The sequence below is a fragment of the Bradyrhizobium sp. USDA 4451 genome, from assembly GCF_054822585.1.
The window spans coordinates 3,060,443-3,078,648 of sequence record NZ_JBTRCH010000001.1 but is presented as its reverse complement, the minus strand read 5'-3'; the positions used below and the strand labels follow the sequence as shown (position 1 = coordinate 3,078,648).

At 65.3% G+C, this 18,206-nt stretch carries 15 protein-coding genes; 6 read left to right on the top strand and 9 right to left on the bottom strand.

The genetic code is table 11. The annotated features are described in order from the left end of the window. Positions 1–235: 235 nt before the first annotated feature. The 3 genes from ACVMB0_RS14220 to ACVMB0_RS14210 all read left to right on the top strand — a co-directional run bounded on the left by ACVMB0_RS14220 (position 236) and on the right by ACVMB0_RS14210 (position 3,367). The gene (locus tag ACVMB0_RS14220) at positions 236–1,201 is read left to right on the top strand and encodes a Bug family tripartite tricarboxylate transporter substrate binding protein (protein WP_456756298.1); all 966 of its coding nucleotides are present in this window, start codon (positions 236–238) and stop codon (positions 1,199–1,201) included. 164 nt (positions 1,202–1,365) lie between these two features. Then, entirely contained in the window at positions 1,366–1,851 is a 486-nt protein-coding gene (locus ACVMB0_RS14215) for a tripartite tricarboxylate transporter TctB family protein (protein ID WP_456750247.1), read from the top strand. Between the two features lie 7 nt (positions 1,852–1,858). Beyond that, positions 1,859–3,367 carry a tripartite tricarboxylate transporter permease gene (locus tag ACVMB0_RS14210; protein ID WP_456750248.1) on the top strand — a complete coding sequence of 503 codons (1,509 nt, stop codon included), beginning with the start codon at positions 1,859–1,861 and terminating at the stop codon, positions 3,365–3,367. Position 3,368: 1 nt separating this feature from the next. Here the strand turns inward: ACVMB0_RS14210 and ACVMB0_RS14205 are convergent, their stop codons facing one another. The 4 genes from ACVMB0_RS14205 to ACVMB0_RS14190 form a co-directional block, all read right to left on the bottom strand. Then, positions 3,369–4,208 carry an IclR family transcriptional regulator gene (locus ACVMB0_RS14205; RefSeq protein WP_456750249.1) on the bottom strand — a complete coding sequence of 280 codons (840 nt, stop codon included), beginning with the start codon at positions 4,206–4,208 and terminating at the stop codon, positions 3,369–3,371. Between the two features lie 266 nt (positions 4,209–4,474). Beyond that, positions 4,475–5,767 carry an MFS transporter gene (locus tag ACVMB0_RS14200; RefSeq protein ID WP_461346656.1) on the bottom strand — a complete coding sequence of 431 codons (1,293 nt, stop codon included), beginning with the start codon at positions 5,765–5,767 and terminating at the stop codon, positions 4,475–4,477. 187 nt (positions 5,768–5,954) lie between these two features. Beyond that, positions 5,955–7,286, bottom strand: a complete 1,332-nt coding sequence (locus tag ACVMB0_RS14195) for an IS1182 family transposase (RefSeq protein WP_456756372.1) — start codon at positions 7,284–7,286, stop codon at positions 5,955–5,957. 264 nt (positions 7,287–7,550) lie between these two features. After that, positions 7,551–8,930 carry a M20 family metallopeptidase gene (locus ACVMB0_RS14190; RefSeq protein WP_461346655.1) on the bottom strand — a complete coding sequence of 460 codons (1,380 nt, stop codon included), beginning with the start codon at positions 8,928–8,930 and terminating at the stop codon, positions 7,551–7,553. A gap of 225 nt (positions 8,931–9,155) precedes the next feature. Between ACVMB0_RS14190 and ACVMB0_RS14185 the strand changes: the two genes are divergently transcribed. Continuing rightward, positions 9,156–10,538, top strand: a complete 1,383-nt coding sequence (locus ACVMB0_RS14185; protein WP_461346654.1) for an LLM class flavin-dependent oxidoreductase — start codon at positions 9,156–9,158, stop codon at positions 10,536–10,538. Between the two features lie 96 nt (positions 10,539–10,634). Here ACVMB0_RS14185 and ACVMB0_RS14180 read toward each other — a convergent pair whose 3' ends face one another. The 3 genes from ACVMB0_RS14180 to ACVMB0_RS14170 form a co-directional block, all read right to left on the bottom strand. Then, entirely contained in the window at positions 10,635–12,299 is a 1,665-nt protein-coding gene (locus tag ACVMB0_RS14180; RefSeq protein ID WP_461346653.1) for a thiamine pyrophosphate-binding protein, read from the bottom strand. Between the two features lie 127 nt (positions 12,300–12,426). Further along, positions 12,427–12,942: a GFA family protein gene (locus ACVMB0_RS14175; protein WP_461346652.1), complete on the bottom strand. Its 516-nt coding sequence runs from the start codon at positions 12,940–12,942 to the stop codon at positions 12,427–12,429. Positions 12,943–13,046: 104 nt separating this feature from the next. After that, entirely contained in the window at positions 13,047–14,174 is a 1,128-nt protein-coding gene (locus ACVMB0_RS14170; RefSeq protein ID WP_456750255.1) for an alkene reductase, read from the bottom strand. A gap of 161 nt (positions 14,175–14,335) precedes the next feature. Here ACVMB0_RS14170 and ACVMB0_RS14165 point away from each other — a divergent pair, with 161 nt between their 5' ends. Continuing rightward, positions 14,336–14,719, top strand: coding sequence for a winged helix-turn-helix domain-containing protein (locus ACVMB0_RS14165; RefSeq protein WP_456750256.1), 384 nt, complete (start codon positions 14,336–14,338; stop codon positions 14,717–14,719). A gap of 203 nt (positions 14,720–14,922) precedes the next feature. Here the strand turns inward: ACVMB0_RS14165 and ACVMB0_RS14160 are convergent, their stop codons facing one another. Continuing rightward, the gene (locus tag ACVMB0_RS14160; protein ID WP_461346651.1) at positions 14,923–16,419 is read right to left on the bottom strand and encodes an aldehyde dehydrogenase family protein; all 1,497 of its coding nucleotides are present in this window, start codon (positions 16,417–16,419) and stop codon (positions 14,923–14,925) included. A 193-nt stretch (positions 16,420–16,612) separates the two neighbouring features. On the opposite strand from ACVMB0_RS14160, the gene ACVMB0_RS14155 reads away from it, so the two are divergent. Next, complete coding sequence (locus tag ACVMB0_RS14155) at positions 16,613–17,464, top strand: SDR family NAD(P)-dependent oxidoreductase (protein WP_461346650.1); 852 nt, start codon at positions 16,613–16,615, stop codon at positions 17,462–17,464. 134 nt (positions 17,465–17,598) lie between these two features. Here ACVMB0_RS14155 and ACVMB0_RS14150 read toward each other — a convergent pair whose 3' ends face one another. Then, the gene (locus ACVMB0_RS14150) at positions 17,599–17,979 is read right to left on the bottom strand and encodes a hypothetical protein (RefSeq protein WP_456750259.1); all 381 of its coding nucleotides are present in this window, start codon (positions 17,977–17,979) and stop codon (positions 17,599–17,601) included. Positions 17,980–18,206: the final 227 nt, after the last annotated feature.

Sequence of the window (18,206 nt, the reverse complement as noted above, 5' to 3'; positions counted from 1 at the left end):
GCATGCTGCCGGAAACGGCCAGTCTGCTCAGACCAAAGACCGATTGAATTCCGCGGCTCGGCAGGGCGCGGCACGGCGCGGCAGGCCAATTGTCGCAGCCCCTGCCTTCGCTCTTCCGTTGTCCGCCGCGTTCTGTCCTATGCGCCGTGTGTCCTTGCGAATGACAGGGACGATCATTGCCAACACCGAACAAGACGCGGCCGCGATCGAACGCGGCCACCAGGGAGAGAACGAGATGTCGCAGCGCAATCGCTTGATGGTCCTGCTCGCCGCCGCCGGCATGCTGGTGTCGGTTGCAGCGCAAGCGCAGGATTATCCGACCAAGCCGATCACGCTGATCGTGCCGTGGCCGGCGGGCGGCTCGACCGATATTTCGATGCGCGCGATCGCCGAGAGCGCCTCCAAGGTGCTGGGCCAACCGATCGCGGTCGACAACAAGGCGGGTGGCGGCGGCACCGTGGGCCCGGCGACGATGGCCGCGGGCGCCAAGCCCGACGGCTACACCATCGCGCAGATCCCCATCACGGTGTTTCGCCTGCCCCTGATGCAGGAGGTGTCGTGGGATCCGGCGAAGGATTTCTCCTACATCGTGCACCTCACCGGCTACACGTTCGGCGTCACGACCAATGCGGACTCGCAGTTCAAGAGCTGGCAGGACGTGGTCGATTTCGCCAAGAAGAATCCCGGCAAGGTGACCTACGCCTCGCCCGGCACCGGCACCTCGCTCCATGTCGGCATGGAGCAGATCGCGTTGATGGCCGGGATCAAGCTGACCCAGGTGCCGTTCAAGGGCGGCGCCGAGACCAACGCCGCGGTGCTCGGCCAGCACACCATGCTGCAGGCCGATTCCACCGGCTGGCGGCCGCTGGTCGACGCCGGCAAGCTCCGCCTGTTGATGGTGTGGACCGGCACGCGCTCGCCGAACTATCCCGACGTGCCGACGCTGAAGGAGCTCGGCTATCCCATGATCTACGACTCGCCGTTCGGCATCGCTGGCCCCAAGGGCATGGATCCCAAGATCGTCGCCAAGCTGCACGACGCCTTCAAGAAGGCGATCGAGGACCCCGCGGTGATCGCAACGCTTGCCAAATACGACATGGTGCCGAACTACAAGAACACCGAGGACTACAAGAAATTCGTGGTCGAGGTCACCGAGTCCGAGCGCAAGGTGATCGACACGCTCGGCCTGGCGAAGAAGTAGCAGGCACAATCGACAGGCCTCACCCGTCGTTATCCGTCATTGCGAGGAGCGAAGCGACGAAGCAATCCATCTTTCCGCAGACGCGGTGAAATGGATTGCTTCGCTTCGCTCGCAATGACGGGGATAGGTCGATGCCCCCTTGCGACGCGACGAGAGCATTCCTCATGACAGACCAAACCAACGTGAAACTCCGCCTCAACAACTCCGAGCTCTGGGGCGGTCTGATCGGGCTCGGGCTCGGCCTCTTCGTGATCTGGTCCGGCCTGAAGCTCAAGCTCGGCACCATCAACGATCCCGGCTCCGGCTACGTGCTGTTCTACACCGGCATCCTGATGTGCGTGTTCGCGGTCTCGATCATGGTCGCGGCGGTCACCGAGGGCGGGCCGACTTTCGCGTCGCGCTGGCAGAATGCGCGGTGGGGCAAGCCGGTGCTCGTCATCGCCTGCCTCGCCGCATTCGCCTTTGCGCTGGAGCCGCTCGGCTTCCTGCTGTCGGCGATCCCGCTGATGCTGTTGCTGCTGCGCGTGATCGATCCGGTGCGCTGGTCGCTCGCCATCCCGCTGTCCATCCTTGCCCCGCTCGGGATGTGGTGGGTGCTGAAGCACCTGCTCGCGATCCAGTTGCCGAGCGGCCTGTTCGAGATCGGTTGAGCTGCCCATGGACACTCTCGTCAACGTCGCCCACGGCCTCGGCATCGCGCTGCTGCCGGTCAATTTGCTCTACTGCTTCATCGGCGTCTTCATCGGCACGCTGGTCGGCGTGCTGCCCGGCATCGGCCCGATCTCGGCGATGTCGCTGCTGCTGCCGGTGACGCTGTCCGGCACGGCGGAATCCGGCATCATCATGATGGCCGGCATCTATTACGGCTCGATGTATGGCGGCTCGACCACCTCGATCCTGGTCAACATTCCCGGCGAGGCCGCCTCCGTGGTCACCTGCATCGACGGCCACCAGATGGCCAAGCAGGGCCGCGCCGGACCGGCGCTCGGCATCTCCGCGTTCGGCTCGTTCATCGCCGGCACCTTCTCGCTGGTCGCCTTGATGCTGGTGGCGCCCTCGCTCGCCAGCGTCGCGATCGCGTTCGGCCCGGCCGAATATTTCAGCCTGATGGTGCTCGGCCTTGTCGTGTTGACCTTCCTCACCCAGGGCTCGATGGCGAAAGCGCTGCTGATGGCCTGCATCGGCGTCGTGCTCGGCCTGGTCGGGCTCGACAGCATCACTGCGCAGCCGCGGCTGACCTTCGGCCGTATCGAGCTGATCGACGGCATCGGCCTCGTGCCTGTCGTGATGGGCCTGTTCGGCGTCGCCGAGGTGCTGCTCAACACCGAGCAGGCGATCAAGCGCGACATCATCAAGACCAGGATCACCCAGCTGCTGCCGAGCAAGGAGGACTGGAAGGCGAGCAGCGGTCCGGTGGCGCGCGGCACCGTGCTCGGCTTCTTCCTCGGCATCCTGCCCGGCGGCGGCGCCGTGGTGGCGTCGTTTGCATCCTATGCGCTGGAGAAGCGGCTCTCGAAGCATCCGGAGCGGTTCGGCCATGGCGCGATCGAAGGCGTCGCGGGGCCGGAATCGGCCAACAATTCCGCGGCCGGCGGCGCCTTCATTCCGCTGATGACGCTTGGCATCCCGCCGAACGTCGTGATGGCGCTGCTGCTCGGCGCCTTCGTGATCCACGGCCTGCAGCCGGGACCGCTGATGATCTCGCAGAACCCGACGCTGTTCTGGGGCATCGTCGCCAGCATGTATATCGGCAATCTGATGCTGCTCGTGCTCAATCTGCCGATGATCGGCATGTGGGTGCAGCTGCTGCGGCTGCCCTACAACGTGCTGTTCCCGCTGATCATCCTGTTCACCATCATCGGCGTCTACTGCTCCAGCAACAACGTGTTCGACGTCCACGTCATGATCGCGTTCGGCGTGATCGGCTATTTCATGCGCAAGCTCGGCTACGAGCCGGCGCCGCTGGTGCTCGCCTTCGTGCTCGGGCCGATGCTGGAGAACAATCTGCGCAAGTCGCTGATCCTCTCCCAGGGCGACCTGATGACCTTCGTGGAGCGGCCGATCTCGGCGATCTGCCTCGCCTTCGCGCTGGTGCTCTTGGTCGGCCCGCTGCTCCCGTCGCTGCGCAGGAAGCGCGAGCTGGTGGCACTGGACGAGGGGGCTTAAGTCACTTGACGCTGCGGCCGGGCTTCGGCGCCTGGGCCAAGGCGCGGGCCAGCACCTGGGCTTCCTTCTTCAGCATGTCGGCGAGCTCGGCTTCGCGGCGGCGGATGCGGTCGGTTGCGGCACCGATCGAGAGCGCCGCGACCACCTCGCCGGCATCGTCGCGGACCGGAACGCCGACGCCGCCCATTCCGGGGAATGCGGCGTCGAGCAGCACGGTATGACCGGCCTTGCGCGCCACCGCGATCCGCTCGCGCAGAAACTTTGGCGTGATGCGCGGCGATTTCGCCAGCCGCGGCACGATCACCTCGATCACGGCCTCGATCTCGGCATCCGGCAGCCAGACCAGCAGCGCCAGCGCGCCGGCACCGACGCCGAGCGGACGGCGGCTGCCGATCTGCAAATAGTTCGGCTGCAGCGGATGGTTGCCGACCGAGCGCGCCAGATACAGCGCCTCGACGCCGGATCGTACCGACAACAGCGCGGTATCGGCCGAACGTTCCGACAGCCGCAGCAGGCTCGGCTGTGCCAGCTCGGCGATGTCGACCGAGCGGCGCGCGCCGACCGCCATCACCCGCGCTTCCTGGCCGAGCTCGTAGGTCTTGGCACCGGCGACCCTGGAGACAAAACCCTCCTCGATCAGCGAATTGAGGATGCGCAGCGCCGTCGCCTTGTTCAGCGAGGTGGTGTCGGCGATGTCGGTCAGCCGCAGCGGCGAGCGCTGCGCCAGCACCCGCAGGATCGCGCAGACTTTCTGGATCGCGTTGAACTTGTCGGGTTGGCCCGGCTCCGGTGATGGCCTCTTGCGGCTGGTGCGCGCGGTCGCAGTCGTGGAGGCGTTCATGCCCTGGCCTTCCTTGCCTCAATTCCAAACCTTGAACCGGGCACGACGAGTGGCGCGTCCGGCGCACCTCATCCTAAGACGGATGATGCGTGCCGGACACCGTATACTTTCGTCAGATGAAACTTCGATTTCGATGATCTACGCTGCTTTGCAGCAACAAAGGTATCCGAATTTCGCTTCGCGAAATCAGGCGCCATTTGAGCATGATCTCCGCGCAAACGCGCTCCGCGTTTGTCGCGAGGAAAAGCCGCGTCGCACTTTTCCGATCATGCCAGCCGCATCCTCCGGATGGTGAACAGCGCGCCAAGGCTGAGGATGCAAACCGCGGTGAGATAATAGCCCGGCGCGAGCTGGCCGATCAGCGCAAAGCCACCCATCCAGGTCATGATCGCCGGCCCCATGCCGCCGAACAATGTGACGCCGATGTTGTAGCTGAGACCGAGCCCGGTCGCACGCGTCGCCGGCGGAAACAGCTCCGACATCAGCGCGGCCAGCGGCCCGTAGTACAGCGACTTGAGCACGCCGAGCCAGAGCACGCCGAGCAGGATGATGACAGGCGTCGGCTTGCCGGTGAGCAGCAGGAAGGCCGGAAAGATCGACACCAATAGCAATAGCGCAAACAGGATCATGTGCGTGGTGCGTCCGATCTTGTCGGAGACGTATCCTGCGATCGGCGCCAGCAGCGCGACCGCGGTCTGCGCGACCAGCGCCGCCATGAACCCGACCGTCGGCGGCAGCTTCAGCGTCTTCACGACGTAGGTCGGCATGTAGACGATCAGATAATTCACCGCGGTCGACACCGCGAGCGCGCCGATCGCCAGCAGCGTGGCGAGCTTCTGCCGCACGAGCACCTCCCGGACCGGCGAATCCTGCTTGCCGGCCCCGGGCGGCGGCGTCGCGTCGTCGACATGGTTGCGGATGTAGATGCCGACCGGGCCCCGATCAGCACGCCGAACAGGAACGGCAGCCGCCAGCCCCAGGATTGCAGATCCTCCGGGCTCATCACCGACGTCAGCAGCGCGCCCGAAGCCGGCGCCGAGCAGGCCGCTGACGCCCTGGCTGGCGAACTGCCAGCTCGCGACGAAGCCGCGCCGCTCCGGCATGTGCTCGACCAGGAACGCGGTCGAGGAGCCGAACTCGCCGCCGGCCGAAAATCCCTGCACCAGCCGCGCCAGCATCACCGCAACAGGCGCCAGGATGCCGATGGTCTCGAAGGTCGGCATCAACGCCAGCACCAGCGTGCCAAACGTCATCAGCACGATCGACAGCATCAGCGAGGCCTTGCGGCCGTGCCGGTCGGCATAGGCGCCAAGCACGATGCCGCCGATCGGACGGACCAGGAACGACAGGCCGAAACTGCCGAAGGTCAGCAGCAGCGATGTGGTCGGATCATTGGCCGGAAAGAACGCCTTGGAGAGGTAGACCGCGAAATAGGCGTAGACCGAGATGTCGTACCATTCGAGCGCATTGCCGACCGAGGTCGCCACGATCAGGCGGGTGATGTTCTGCTTGTCGACCACAGTTGCGCGCTGAGCGTCGGCCGAAGTTGACAGTGTCATTGAATTTCCTTGGCAGCGTCGGCCACAGTCTCTCAACTCAGCATACCCGGCCTTGTGCTCGCCGGGCACGCACCTCTTCCCCGTCATCCTGAGAGCTTGTGACGGATTCGGCTCCTGCGGAGTTTTTGGCGGCTGTTCGTCGCAGCAATTGGCAGGTTTGAGTTCGAGTTCGGCGATGACCCGTTGTTTAGGCTCTGGAGAGGCGGTTGCCTTGCAGGATGTTGTTGACGAGGGCGTACCAGAGCACGACGGCACGGACCTTTTCGATGCCGCGCACGGTCAATTGCCGCAGGTCCCAATTGCGCCAGCGGGCATGGATGCACTCGCAGATCGACCGGGACCTGTATCGGGCCTTGCCCTCTTCGCTCGCCATTCGCGCACGCCAGGCCAACACCCCCGGACCGTCGCCGCGCCGCGGTAGATAGGGATCGGTACCGTGCTTGGATTGAGTGGGCGGACAAAAGATATCGATGCCCTCGGCATAGGCCCATTCGATGTCCTCGGCACTGCCAAAGCCGCCATCGACGAGATGGTCCTTGGGCAACCCTCCGGGCCGCGCACGCTGCCGCTCCAGCATGGGGCGCATCAGGCCGCGATCGGATCCGATGTTGCAAATTCTGGTGTCGACGACGATCTGCTCCCCGGCCACGCTCGTCACCTGCACGTTGTAGGCGGGGCGGAAGCCGCCGTTCGCCATCTTCATGACCCGTGCATAGGCGTCCGTCGTGGAGGCCCGCGGCTCCTTCGGCGTCTTGCCGTTGCCGCGACTTTCTTCGCGCTCCTTGCGCTGCTGCTTGATCTCGGCGAGCGCCGTCTGCGCCGCCTTCACCCGCGCGCTGCGTTCCCGCGCGGCCCGCTCCTTGGCTGCCCGGGCACGCTTATTGCTGGCGTCCGAGCGTGTGTCGACCTCGCGCTTGAGGTCTTCCACCACGGCCTCAGCCTGCGCCAAATGCTTATCCAGCGTCGCCTCGCGCCGGAACGAGGCCGCCCCGGCGCTGGCCCGGACCCGCATGCCATCCTGCGCCAAGGTCTCCAGATCGACGAGACCGGCCTTTGCCAACGCTGCCAGATGCTCACTGAGCAGTCGGTCAAGCAGATCGGCGTTGCCGACCCGGAAGTCCGCCAGCAGGTGATAGTTCACCGACACCCCGCCGCACAGCCAGCGATAGGCATCGTGGCTCTCGCACAGCCGCTCCAACGCCCGCGCGCTGCCAACGCCTTCGCTGGCGGCATAGAGCCACAGCGCCAGCAAAAGCCGGGGCGAGGTCGCGGGGTGACCGGGACGATCGCCGCGAGCCTTGATCCGGTCCTCCAACTCACTCAGATCAAGCTCTTCGACATAAGACCAAATCAGCCGCACCGGATGGTCTTCCCCGATCAGGCTCTCAATATCAACCGCTCGCAGCGCAATCTGGTCGCGCTGGGGCTCACGCAGCCGCGGAGCGCCGGGCAAGCCCGCTTCGGCTGGTGGCTTCGCCTGCTCCGGCAGGTCCCCAAACAACTCATCGGCAGCCAACATCACCTCCCGCGAATCCATCATCGCCAGAGAATCACACCGCGCCGGCTTTCGGCTATAATGCTCGCTGAAACCCCAAAAAAATCACACCCTCTGAGGTGCGAGCTCTTGCGAGCCTCGAAGGATGCACGGCCCGGCTGGTGGCCGTCGATCCTTCGAGACGCGGCTGACGCCGCTCCTCAGGATGACGGAGTAAGACGCGGATGTCCGGCAAGAGTGGCGAAGACGCGCTTCGCGCCTTAGGCCAGGTAGGACGCCCGTCAACCCTTAACGCTTCGCCTCGCCGAGATCCCAGAACAGGCCGGCCATGATGGTCAGCGCCTCTTCGGTCACCGGCAGCAGGATGTGCTCGTCGGGAGCGTGCTGCGAGCAGCCCGGATAGGAATGCGGCACCCAGATCGTCGGCAGGCCGAGGCCTTCGGAAAACACGTCGTTCGGCAGCGAGCCGCCGAAGTTCGGCAGCACCGCCGGCGCCTTGCCGGTGGTGGCGCGGATCGAATTCGCCGCCCAGTCAATCCACGGGCTGTCCATGTCGGTGCGCGAGGCGCCGAAACGTTGCGTGCCGGAGACCTCGACCATCGGGAATCCGTTGTTGTGCAGATAATCGCGCACCGCGTCGATCACCTCGAGATGCCTGGTGCCGACCACGAAGCGGAGTTGCAGCACCGCGCTCGCCTTGCCGGGAATCGCGTTCGCCGGCTTGTCGATATTGCCCGACGACATCGCCAGCACTTCGAGCGTGTTCCAGGCATAGAGCCGCTCGGCCGCGGTCAGGCCTTCCTCGCCCCAGTCCTCCGCGAGCTGAGGTTCGTCCGGCATCGGCTTGATCTCGACATCGGCCAGCGCGGCGCGGACGCGGTTCGAGATCGGTGGCGGCTTGAGGATCTCGAGCTTCATGCGGCCCCTGCCGTCGACCAGGCTCGCGATCGCGTTCGCCAGGATGGTGGCGGGATTGGCGAGCACGCCGCCCCAATTGCCGGAATGGTTGCCGCCCTCGCGCAGATTGACGTCGAGATGGATGCGGTTGCCGCCGCGGCAGCCGAGGAAGATGGTCGGCCGCTCCGCCGACAGCCGCGGCCCGTCGGAGGCGATGAACAGATCGGCCTTCAGCTCCTCGCGATGCGCCTCGCAGACCTCGCGCAGATCGGGCGAACCGATCTCCTCGCCGGTCTCGATGATGAATTTGGCGTTGAAGCCGAGCTTGCCGCCGCGCGCCTGCTTCACCGCCCGCAGCGCGGCCATGTTGATCGAATGCTGGCCCTTGTTATCGGCGGTGCCGCGGCCATAGACACGGTCGCCCTTGACCGTGGTCTGCCAGGGATTGAGCCCGTCGCGCCATTCGCCGACCATGCCGTCGACGACGTCGCCGTGGCCATAGGTCAGCACGGTCGGCCGTGCGGCATCTTCCTGGTAGTCGGCGATCAGATAGGGCCCGCGGCCGGTCGCCGACTCGATCAGCCTGGTCTTGAAATCGAGCTCGGCAAAGGCCGGCTGCAGATTCTCCACCAGATAGGCGCGCAGCGCACCGGCCTTGTCGGCATTCAGGCTCTCGGTCTGGTAGCCGACCCTGCGGTCGAGCTCCCTGAGAAACTGTCCCGATTGAAAATGCTCTCGCGCGATTGCGATCGCGTCGGCCCGTGTCGCCATGATTGTTCCTTCGTCCGGTCGCGTCTTGGCATGATCCCACCGGAAAGCTGGTTCGCACATCCGGATCATACTCCTGAGGGTGCGCAACCTATCGGGATCGGCTGGCCGCCGGAAGGGTATGAATCGCGAAGGGGGCCTTGCCAAAACGTGGGAAGTCGCACCAATTTGATGCGGGACGCCCAACCGGGCAGCACGGCGCGCAAGATTTCGACCAAGGTTACGGCAATGACAAAACAGATCCGGCTCAACGCCTTTGCCATGAACTGCGTGGCGCATCAGTCGCCGGGGCTGTGGACCCATCCACGCGACCGCACCAAGGACTACAACAAGCTGTCCTACTGGATCGATCTGGCAAAGACGCTGGAGCGCGGCCGATTCGACGGCCTGTTCCTCGCCGACGTGCTCGGCGTCTATGACGTCTATGCCGGCAATCCGGATGCCGCGCTGCGCAACGCGGCGCAGACCCCGGCCAACGAGCCCTTGATGCTGATCCCGGCGATGGCCGCGGTGACCGAAAATCTCGGCTTCGGCGTCACCAGCAACCTCTCCTTCGAGCCGCCCTACCCGTTTGCCCGAAGGATGTCGACGCTCGACCATCTGACCAATGGCCGGGTCGGCTGGAACGTGGTGACCGGCTATCTCGATAGTGCCGCGCGCGGCGCCGGCAAGGACAAGCAGACCGCGCATGACGACCGCTACGAGCTCGCCGACGAATATATGGAGCTGGTCTACAAGCTCTGGGAAGGCAGCTGGGAGGACGACGCCGCGATCCGCGACGTCGCGCGCGGCATCTTCACCGATCCAAAGAAGGTGCATCGCGTGCAGCACGAGGGAGCCAACTACCGGCTCAACGCGATCCATCTGTCGGAGCCGTCGCCGCAGCGCACGCCGGTGCTCTACCAGGCCGGCACCTCGCCGCGCGGCCGGCAATTCGCCGCCGAGCACGCCGAATGCGTGTTCATGTCGGGCCCGTCGGCGAAGGTGATCGGCCCCCGGGTGTCGGCGATCCGCGAGCTCGCCGCCGAGAAAGGCCGCAACGCCGCCGAGATCCTGATGTTCTCGATGATGTGCATCGTGGTCGCGCCGACCGAGGCCGAGGCGAAAGCGAAATACGCCGAGTATCGCAGCCACATCAGCCATGAGGGTGCGCTGGCGCTGATGTCGGGCTGGACCGGCGTCGACTTCTCGACCTATTCGCTCGACCAGGAGGTACGGCACGTGCAGAACGACGCCGGCCGCTCCGCGATGGACAATGTCACCCGCGCCGATCCCGACCGGGTCTGGACCGTGCGCGAGGTCGCCGAGCATGTCGGCATCGGCGGCGCCGGCCCCGTGGTGGTCGGCACGCCGGAGCAGGTCGCCGACAAGATCGAGCAATGGTTCGAAGACACCGACGTCGACGGCCTCAACGTCGCGTTCGCGATCTCGCCCGGCGATTTCGAGGATATCGCCGACATGCTGGTGCCGGAGCTCGTCAAGCGCGGCCGCTACAAGAAAGAGTACGCAAAGGGCACGCTGCGCGAGAAGCTGTTCGGCGAGGGGCGTGCGAAGCTCGATGCGACGCATCCGGCAAGCCGGTATCGCGTGAAACGGAATGCGGCTCGGTAGGTGCGTAGGGTGGATGCACGGCCACCAGCCGGGCCGTCGACCCTTCGAGACGCGCGTTCCGCGCTCCTCAGGATGACGGGGAATGTGCAAGCACGCTCAATTCACCGCATTGCTGACCATCACCTCGATCAGCTTCGCACCCGGACGGCTGAACGCCGACTTCAGCACGCCTTTCAGCTCCCGCGGGTCGGTGACCTTGATCGCCTCGAGCCCGAGCGAGCGCGCGACGCCGGCGAAATCGACCGGCGGATCGATGAAATCCATGCCGACATAATTGTCGTCGCCGTGGAAGGCGAGCAGGCGCTGCTTGATGATGCGGTAGCCGCCATTGTTGACGATGACGAAGTTGAGCGGCAGCTTGTGATTGGCCGCGGTCCACAGCGACTGGATCGAATACATCGACGAGCCGTCGCCGGAATAGCACACCACGGGGCGCTGCGGATTGGCAAGGCTGACGCCGACCGACGCCGGCAGACCCCAGCCGATGCCGCCCGACGCCAGCGCGTGATAGCCGTAGCGATCGCGATGCGCGCGCAGCGCGATGATCTGCCGCGACGAGGTCAGGCCCTCGTCGACCAGGATCGCATTATCAGGCATCGCCTCGACGACCTGCAGCGCCAGCCAGTCCGGATCGATCGGCGAGGTCTGGCTCGCCTTCGAGATCTGCTCGACCAGCGCCTTGCGCTTCGCCGTCCAATTCTTCGCTGCAAGCGCCGCGAGGCCTTGCCTTGCGCGCGCCTCCAGCGCGCTGCCGCCCGCTTCCTTGAGTGCCGGCACCAGTGCGCGCAGCGTTTCCTTCACATCTGCCTTCACCGCGATCTCAGCGCCATAGTTCCTGGCAAGATCGCTGTCGACCAGGCCGACCTGCACGATCGAGAGCCCGTCCGGCAACGGATCGACCTCGCTGTAGACCGACATCCGCAGCGGATCGCCGCCGAGCGCGATCAAAAGATCATGCGGCGCCAGCACGTCGCGGGCGACCTTCTGCAACCGCGCGATCGCGCCCATGAAGCTCGGGCTTTCGGAGAGGAAATGCGAACCATAGGGCGTCGACGATTGCCAGGCCGGACAGCCCAGCGTTTCGGCGAGATCGGCGGCCTCGCGCAGCGCATCGCTTTTGACGATCTCGTCGCCGACGATGATCACCGGACGCTCGGCTTTCAGGATGCGCGCGGCCAGTGCCTTCAGCGACTCCTCCGACGGCCTGACGCGGCTGTCGACCCGGGTGGAACGGCCGAGCTCGATGCCGGCCTCGGCATTGAGGATATCGCCGGGCAACGAGATGAACACCGGCCCGGTCGGCGGCGTGGTGGCAATCTTGGCGGCGCGGCGCACGATGCGCGGCAAATCCTCCAGCCGGGTCACCTCGACCGCCCATTTCACCAGCGGCGTCGCCATCTGGACCAGCGGACCGTAGAGCACCGGCTCGGTCAGGCCGTGGCCCTGCTCCTGCTGCCCGGCGGTGAGGATCAGCGGCGTGCCGGTGAAGCTCGCGTTATAGAGCGAGCCCATCGCATTGCCGAGGCCGGGCGCGACATGGACGTTGCAGGCGACCAGCTTGCCCGAGGCACGGCTGAAGCCGTCGGCCATCGCGACCACCAGGCTCTCCTGCATCGCCATCACATAGGTGAGATCGGGATGGTCCTTTAGCGCATGCATGATCGGCAGTTCGGTGGTTCCGGGATTGCCGAACAGATGGGTGACGCCTTCATCCTTCAGCAACGCCAGAAAGGCCGAGCGGCCGGTAATGCGGTTCTTCATGTTCCCTCCAGGCCCGTCGGCGCGTTGGCCGACGGAACCGGGAGATGACCAAACTTGCGCTTGTGGAGCAATCGAACGGCCGGTCATGGCCGCATTCCGCAGGCGCGCGCCTGACGCCGGGCGGGCGCTAGAACATCCCCTCGCGCTCGCTGCGCTTCTTCTTTTTCGAGCGCTGCCAGACCACGCCGGGATAGCCCTTCAGCGGCACCAGCGGCTCGCCGGTGTAGGCCCATTCCTGCAATTCCTCGATCGCGATGTGGTAGAGCGGCTGCCGGCCGGTGCGGCCCGAGAACAGCGCGCGCGGGATGTTGACCATGTGCGGCGACCGTGCGCGTTCGTAGATGATTGGCGTGCCGCAATTGGCGCAGAAGCTGCGCGCCGTCTTGGTCGCGGCATCCTCATAGCGCGATAGTTCGCTTGCGCCCTGCGTGATACGGAAGCGCTTCTTCCAGCTGCCGACATAGGTCGCATAGACCGCGCCATGGGCGCGGCGGCTGGCCTGCGTATGATCGTGCCAGGCCCAGCGCGCCGGCACGTCGATCTCGAACCGCACCTTGCCGCACAGGCATCGGCCTGAAGCGGGCTTTGCGAGTGCCACGGGTTTTGGCTTTTTCGTCGGCTCGAACTGGTCGTCCGGAAACATATAACCACCGTCATTGCGAGCGAAGCGAAGCAATCCATCGAGCCGCGTCTGTGGAGCGATGGATTGCTTCGTCGCTTCGCTCCTCGCAATGACGCGGGTCGCGTCTACGCCTGCGCCAGTTCGTCGTGCTCGGGATAATCCGTGTAGCCCTTCTCCTCGCCGGCATAGAAGGTCGCGCGGTTGTACTTGGTCAAGGGATAGCCGCGCTGCAGCCGACGCGGCAAATCCGGGTTGGAGATGAAGTAGCGGCCGAACGCGATCGCATCGGCATGGCCGTCGGCGACCGCGCTCGCGGCGGTTTCGCCGACGAAATTGCCGGCGGTGATCAGCACGCCGCTCCACATCGGACGGTACAGCACCATCGCCGACGGCACGTTCTGCCAATCGACCTCGGCGCGGCCGGTGCCGGAGGCGCGCGGCTCGATGAAATGCAGATAGGCGAGCCCGAACTTGTCCAGCGCCTTGATGGCGTGGCTGTAGAGCGGCATCGGGTCGGCCTCGCCGCTGCCGTTGGCGATGCCGTAGGGCGAGAGCCGCACGCCGACGCGGTCGGCGCCCCACACCTCGGTCACCGCCTGCGTCACCTCCAGCAGGAAGCGGACGCGGTTCTCGATTCCGCCGCCATACCGGTCGGTGCGCTGATTGCTGCGCGATTGCAGGAACTGCTCGATCAGATAGCCATTGGCACCATGGATCTCGACGCCGTCGAAGCCGGCGGCAAGCGCGTTCTTCGCGCCCTGCCGGTAGGCCTCGACCATCAGCGCGACCTCGCTGGTTTCGAGCGCGCGCGGCGTCTCGTACTCGACCACCTTGCCGTCCGCCGTCATGCACTTGAACTCGGAGGGGATCGCGACCGCCGACGGCGCCACCGGCAGCGCGCCATTGGGCTGGAACGAGGAATGCGAGACGCGGCCGACGTGCCAGAGCTGCAGGAAGATCAACCCGCCCTTGGCGTGCACGGCGTCCACCACCTCGCGCCAACCCGCGATCTGGGCCTCGCTGTAGATGCCGGGGACGCCGGGATTGCCGAAGCCGGTGGCGACCACCGGCGAGGCCTCCGCGATCAGCAGGCCGCCGGGCGTGGCGCGCTGCGCATAATATTCCGCATTCATCGGCCGCGGCGCCAGACTCGGCCGCGCCGCCCGCATCCGCGTCAGCGGCGCCATCACGACCCGATGCTTCAGCTCATAGGGACCAACCTTGAGCGGCGAAAACAGCGACGGAGAATTCATGCCTACCCCGATTATTCTGATGTGGTTTCCGTTATGGTGTGGGCATGATCTTGTCGGAAAACCGGTAGCCACTTTTCCGGATCATGCCCGTTATCTCACGGGTTCATCTTGTTCGCAAAAGCAGGTAGTGGCAATCTAGCGAACAGACAAGCAGGCTTGCCATGTCGAAAACGAGCGCCACATCGCTCCCCTCATTGAGCGTCCGCATCGATCTCGATGCCGAAGACCGCATCGGGCCGGGCAAGATCCTGCTGCTCGAGCAGATCAAGCAATGCGGCTCGATCTCGGCCGCCGGCCGCGCCATGGACATGAGCTACAAGCGCGCCTGGGACCTGGTCGACGAGATCAACCGCATCTGCCGCCAGGCGGCGGTGGAACGGCAGACCGGCGGCAAGAACGGCGGCGGCGCGGTGCTGACCCCGTTCGGCCTGTCCCTGGTGGCACGCTACCGCAAGATCGAACGCGATGCGGCGACCGCGGTCCGCAAGGATCTCGAAGCGCTGCGCAGCGACATCGGCAAGCCACGGAAGGCCGCAGGGCGGTAGGCGCAAGGCCGTCGCAACGGCTTATTGCAAAAATATCGAAAAACAACCCCATGCAAAGGAGCGGGTGGCGTTCGGGGCGGTATTCTAATATTCCGAAATCATGCGGTAGCGAGCGCGCCGATCGTTGAGACCTGTCCCCCCTCACCCGCCGCGCAAACGCGCGGCGACCTCTCCCCGCAAGCGGGGAGAGGTAAGAAGCGGCCCTAGCCTGTCTTGATCCAGACCGCCTTGACGTTGAGATACTCCTCGACGTGCTGCTTGCCGGACTCGCGGCCGTAGCCGCTCATTTTGTAGCCGCCGAACGGCACCGCCGGATCCATCGCCTGGTAGCAATTGACCCAGACCGAGCCGGCGCGCAGCGCCTTCGCGACCTGGTGCGCCTTGCTGACATTGGTGGTCCAAACGCCGGAGCCGAGGCCAAAGGTGGTGGCATTGGCGCGCTTGATCAGTTCGTCCGGATCCTTGAACGAGATCGCCGAGATGACCGGGCCGAAGATCTCCTCCTGCGCGATGCGCATGCTGTCCTGCACATTGGCAAACACGGTCGGCTGCACGAAATAGCCCTTCGACAGCGCGCCCTCGGTGAGGCGGCCGCCGCCGGCCAGCGCCTTCGCGCCTTCCTTCTGGCCGATGTCGAGATAGCCGGAGACGCGGTCGAGCTGATCCTTCGATACCAGCGGCCCGATCTGGGTGTTGGGATCGAGGCCGTTGCCGACCTGCAGCTTCTTGCCGAACTCGGCGACGCGGCCGACGAATTCGTCATAGACCTTCTGCTCGACGAACAGCCGGGTGCCGGCGCTGCAGATCTGCCCGGAATTGGCGAACACCGCCATCGCCGCGCCCGGCACCGCCGCATCGAGATCGGCGTCGGCGAACACGATGTCCGGCGACTTGCCGCCGAGCTCGAGCGACACGCGCTTGAGGTTGCCGGCCGAGGCGCGGATGATCGATTGTCCCGTGATGTGCGAACCGGTGAAGGCGACCTTGTCGACATCGGGATGATTGGCGAGCGCGGCGCCCGCGGTCTCGCCATAGCCCGGCACCACGTTGACGACGCCGGGCGGAATGCCGGCTTCCATGCAGAGCTCGCCGATGCGCAGCGAGGTCAGCGGCGATTCCTCGGCCGGCTTCAGCACCACGGTGCAGCCGGTCGCGATCGCCGGGCCGATCTTCCAGATCGAGGCGGTCAGCGGCCCGTTCCAGGGGATGATGGCGCCGACCACGCCGATCGGCTCCTTCAGCGTGTAGGAGAAGATCTCGGCAGGCAGCGAGTTCTCGATGGTCTCGCCATGGATCGCGGTGGCCTGGCCCGCGTAGTACCGCAGCATGCCGAGCGCGCGCAGCCGGTTGCCGCGGGTGCGGCTGATCGGCGCGCCCATGTCGAGCGTATCGAGCTGGGACAATTCCTCGAAATTGGCTTCGACCAGTTCGGCGAGCTTGAGCAGCAGGTTCTGCCGCTCGAACGGCTTCACCTTGCTCCATGGCCCTTCGAAGGCGCGGCGCGCAGCGGCAACCGCACGGTTGATGTCCTCGGCATCGCCCTCGGCGACGGTCGCGAGCAATTCGCCGGTTGCGGGGTTGTGGGTTTCGAATGTCTTGCCCGAGGCGGCGTCGACCCATTTGCCGTCGATCAGCATCTTCTTGTAGGAGCCGTCGGCGTAAGGATGGCGCGTGATCGGAATAGCCTGCGAAACAGCCATGTTTGCACTCCCTGTCAAATTGTCGGCTGAGGTCTTCTGGAAGCGTTATATCGGCGATTTTACAACGGAGGGGCGAAACCGTAAAGCCGAGCAAGCGTTGTCGAGGGCGGCACGCATGAAAACCTCCCATGCGCCGGCGTGCATGGTACGATGGATTTTGAACCTCAGCCACAGATGAGTCCGGAGACCAGTGATGCCCCACCCCGTGATATCAGCTAATCATGTTGCCGTGATCACCGGCGGCGCATCCGGCATCGGCTTTGCCGCCGCATTGCGGTTTGCCGAGGCCGGGATGAAGGTCTGCATCGCCGATCTCGGCGACGACCGGCTGAAGGCGGCTGCGGCAAAACTGTCGTCTGCGGCATCCGGCGGTGCGGCTGATATCATGACGGCAGCGGTCGATGTCAGCCGGGCCGACGAGGTCGCAAACCTCGAGGCCGCCGTCGCCAAAAAATTCGGTGGCACCGACATCCTGATGAACAATGCCGGCATTCAGCCCGGCAGCGCGATGTTCGGACCCGCGGACAATTGGCAGCGCATCCTCGGCGTCAATCTGTGGGGCGTGATCAACGGCACCCAGGCCTTCGCACCCAACATGATCAAGCACGGCCGGCCCGGGCTGATCATCAACACCGGCTCCAAGCAGGGCATCACCACACCGCCCGGCGATCCCGCCTATAATGTCTCGAAGGCCGGCGTGAAGGCGTTCACCGAGGCGCTGCAGCACGAGTTGCGCAACACCGACGGCTGCAAGCTCACGGCGCATCTGTTGATCCCGGGCTTCGTCTTCACCGGGCTGACCGCGCGCGGCCGCACCGAGAAGCCGGCCGGCGCCTGGACATCGGAACAGACCGTCGACTTCATGATCGAGCGCCTCGGAGCCGGCGATTTCTACATCCTCTGCCCCGACAACGATGTGCCGCGCGCGCTCGACGAACGCCGCATCCTGTGGGCCGCCGGCGACATCGTCGAGAACCGCCCGCCGCTGTCGCGCTGGCACAAGGATTACGGCGATGCATTTGCCGCATTCGTGAAGGTGAAGTGAAATCTTGATGCTCTCGTCATTCCGGGGCGGCCCAAAGGGCTGAGCCCGGAATCCATTTCACCACAGAGCCTGCGGCCTGATGGATTCCGGGCTCGCGCTTCGCGCGCCCCGGAATGACGAGGGATTGGCGCGCCCTAATTCGCCCGCACGTGCACCCGTGTCGCCGGCTGCGCCACCAGCGCCTCGCCGAGCTCGCTCTGCTGGGCGCGCGGGATCGAGAAGCAGACGCTGAAGCCGTCGGATGTGGTGAGCGTCATCATGCCCTGGGCCGGATCGGTCGACTGCTCGATGATCCATGAGTCCAGCGGATAGGCGTAGCGCAGCGACCGGTCGCCGAAACGGGTCTGCAACGCCTTGCTGATCAGCCCGGGCAACGTCATCACCAGCGCGCCGACCTGGTTGATCGACAGGCGGATGGTGGCGGGCTCACCCTTGCCGTCCACGAACCCCAGCGAAATCGCGCAGCCGTCGGACGCGACTTCGCAGGTTGTGAGTTCCTGGGTTTCGATTTGCATGCCGGCACTCCGGATCTCGTTATATTCATTCCAATATATCGTGAAGACGACGAGCGTCCAGCCCCAAGTGTAGAGGCTGCCGGTCCGGCATGGTCGCAGATGCCGTTAGAATAGATTGAAGCGCACACGGCTCCGGAGCGGTGCCCCGGGGCGCGCCGCTCACGGCCGTGGCTTCCATTCCGCAACCGTGATATATGATAGGATATAGCGAGGCCCGAACGGCCCGT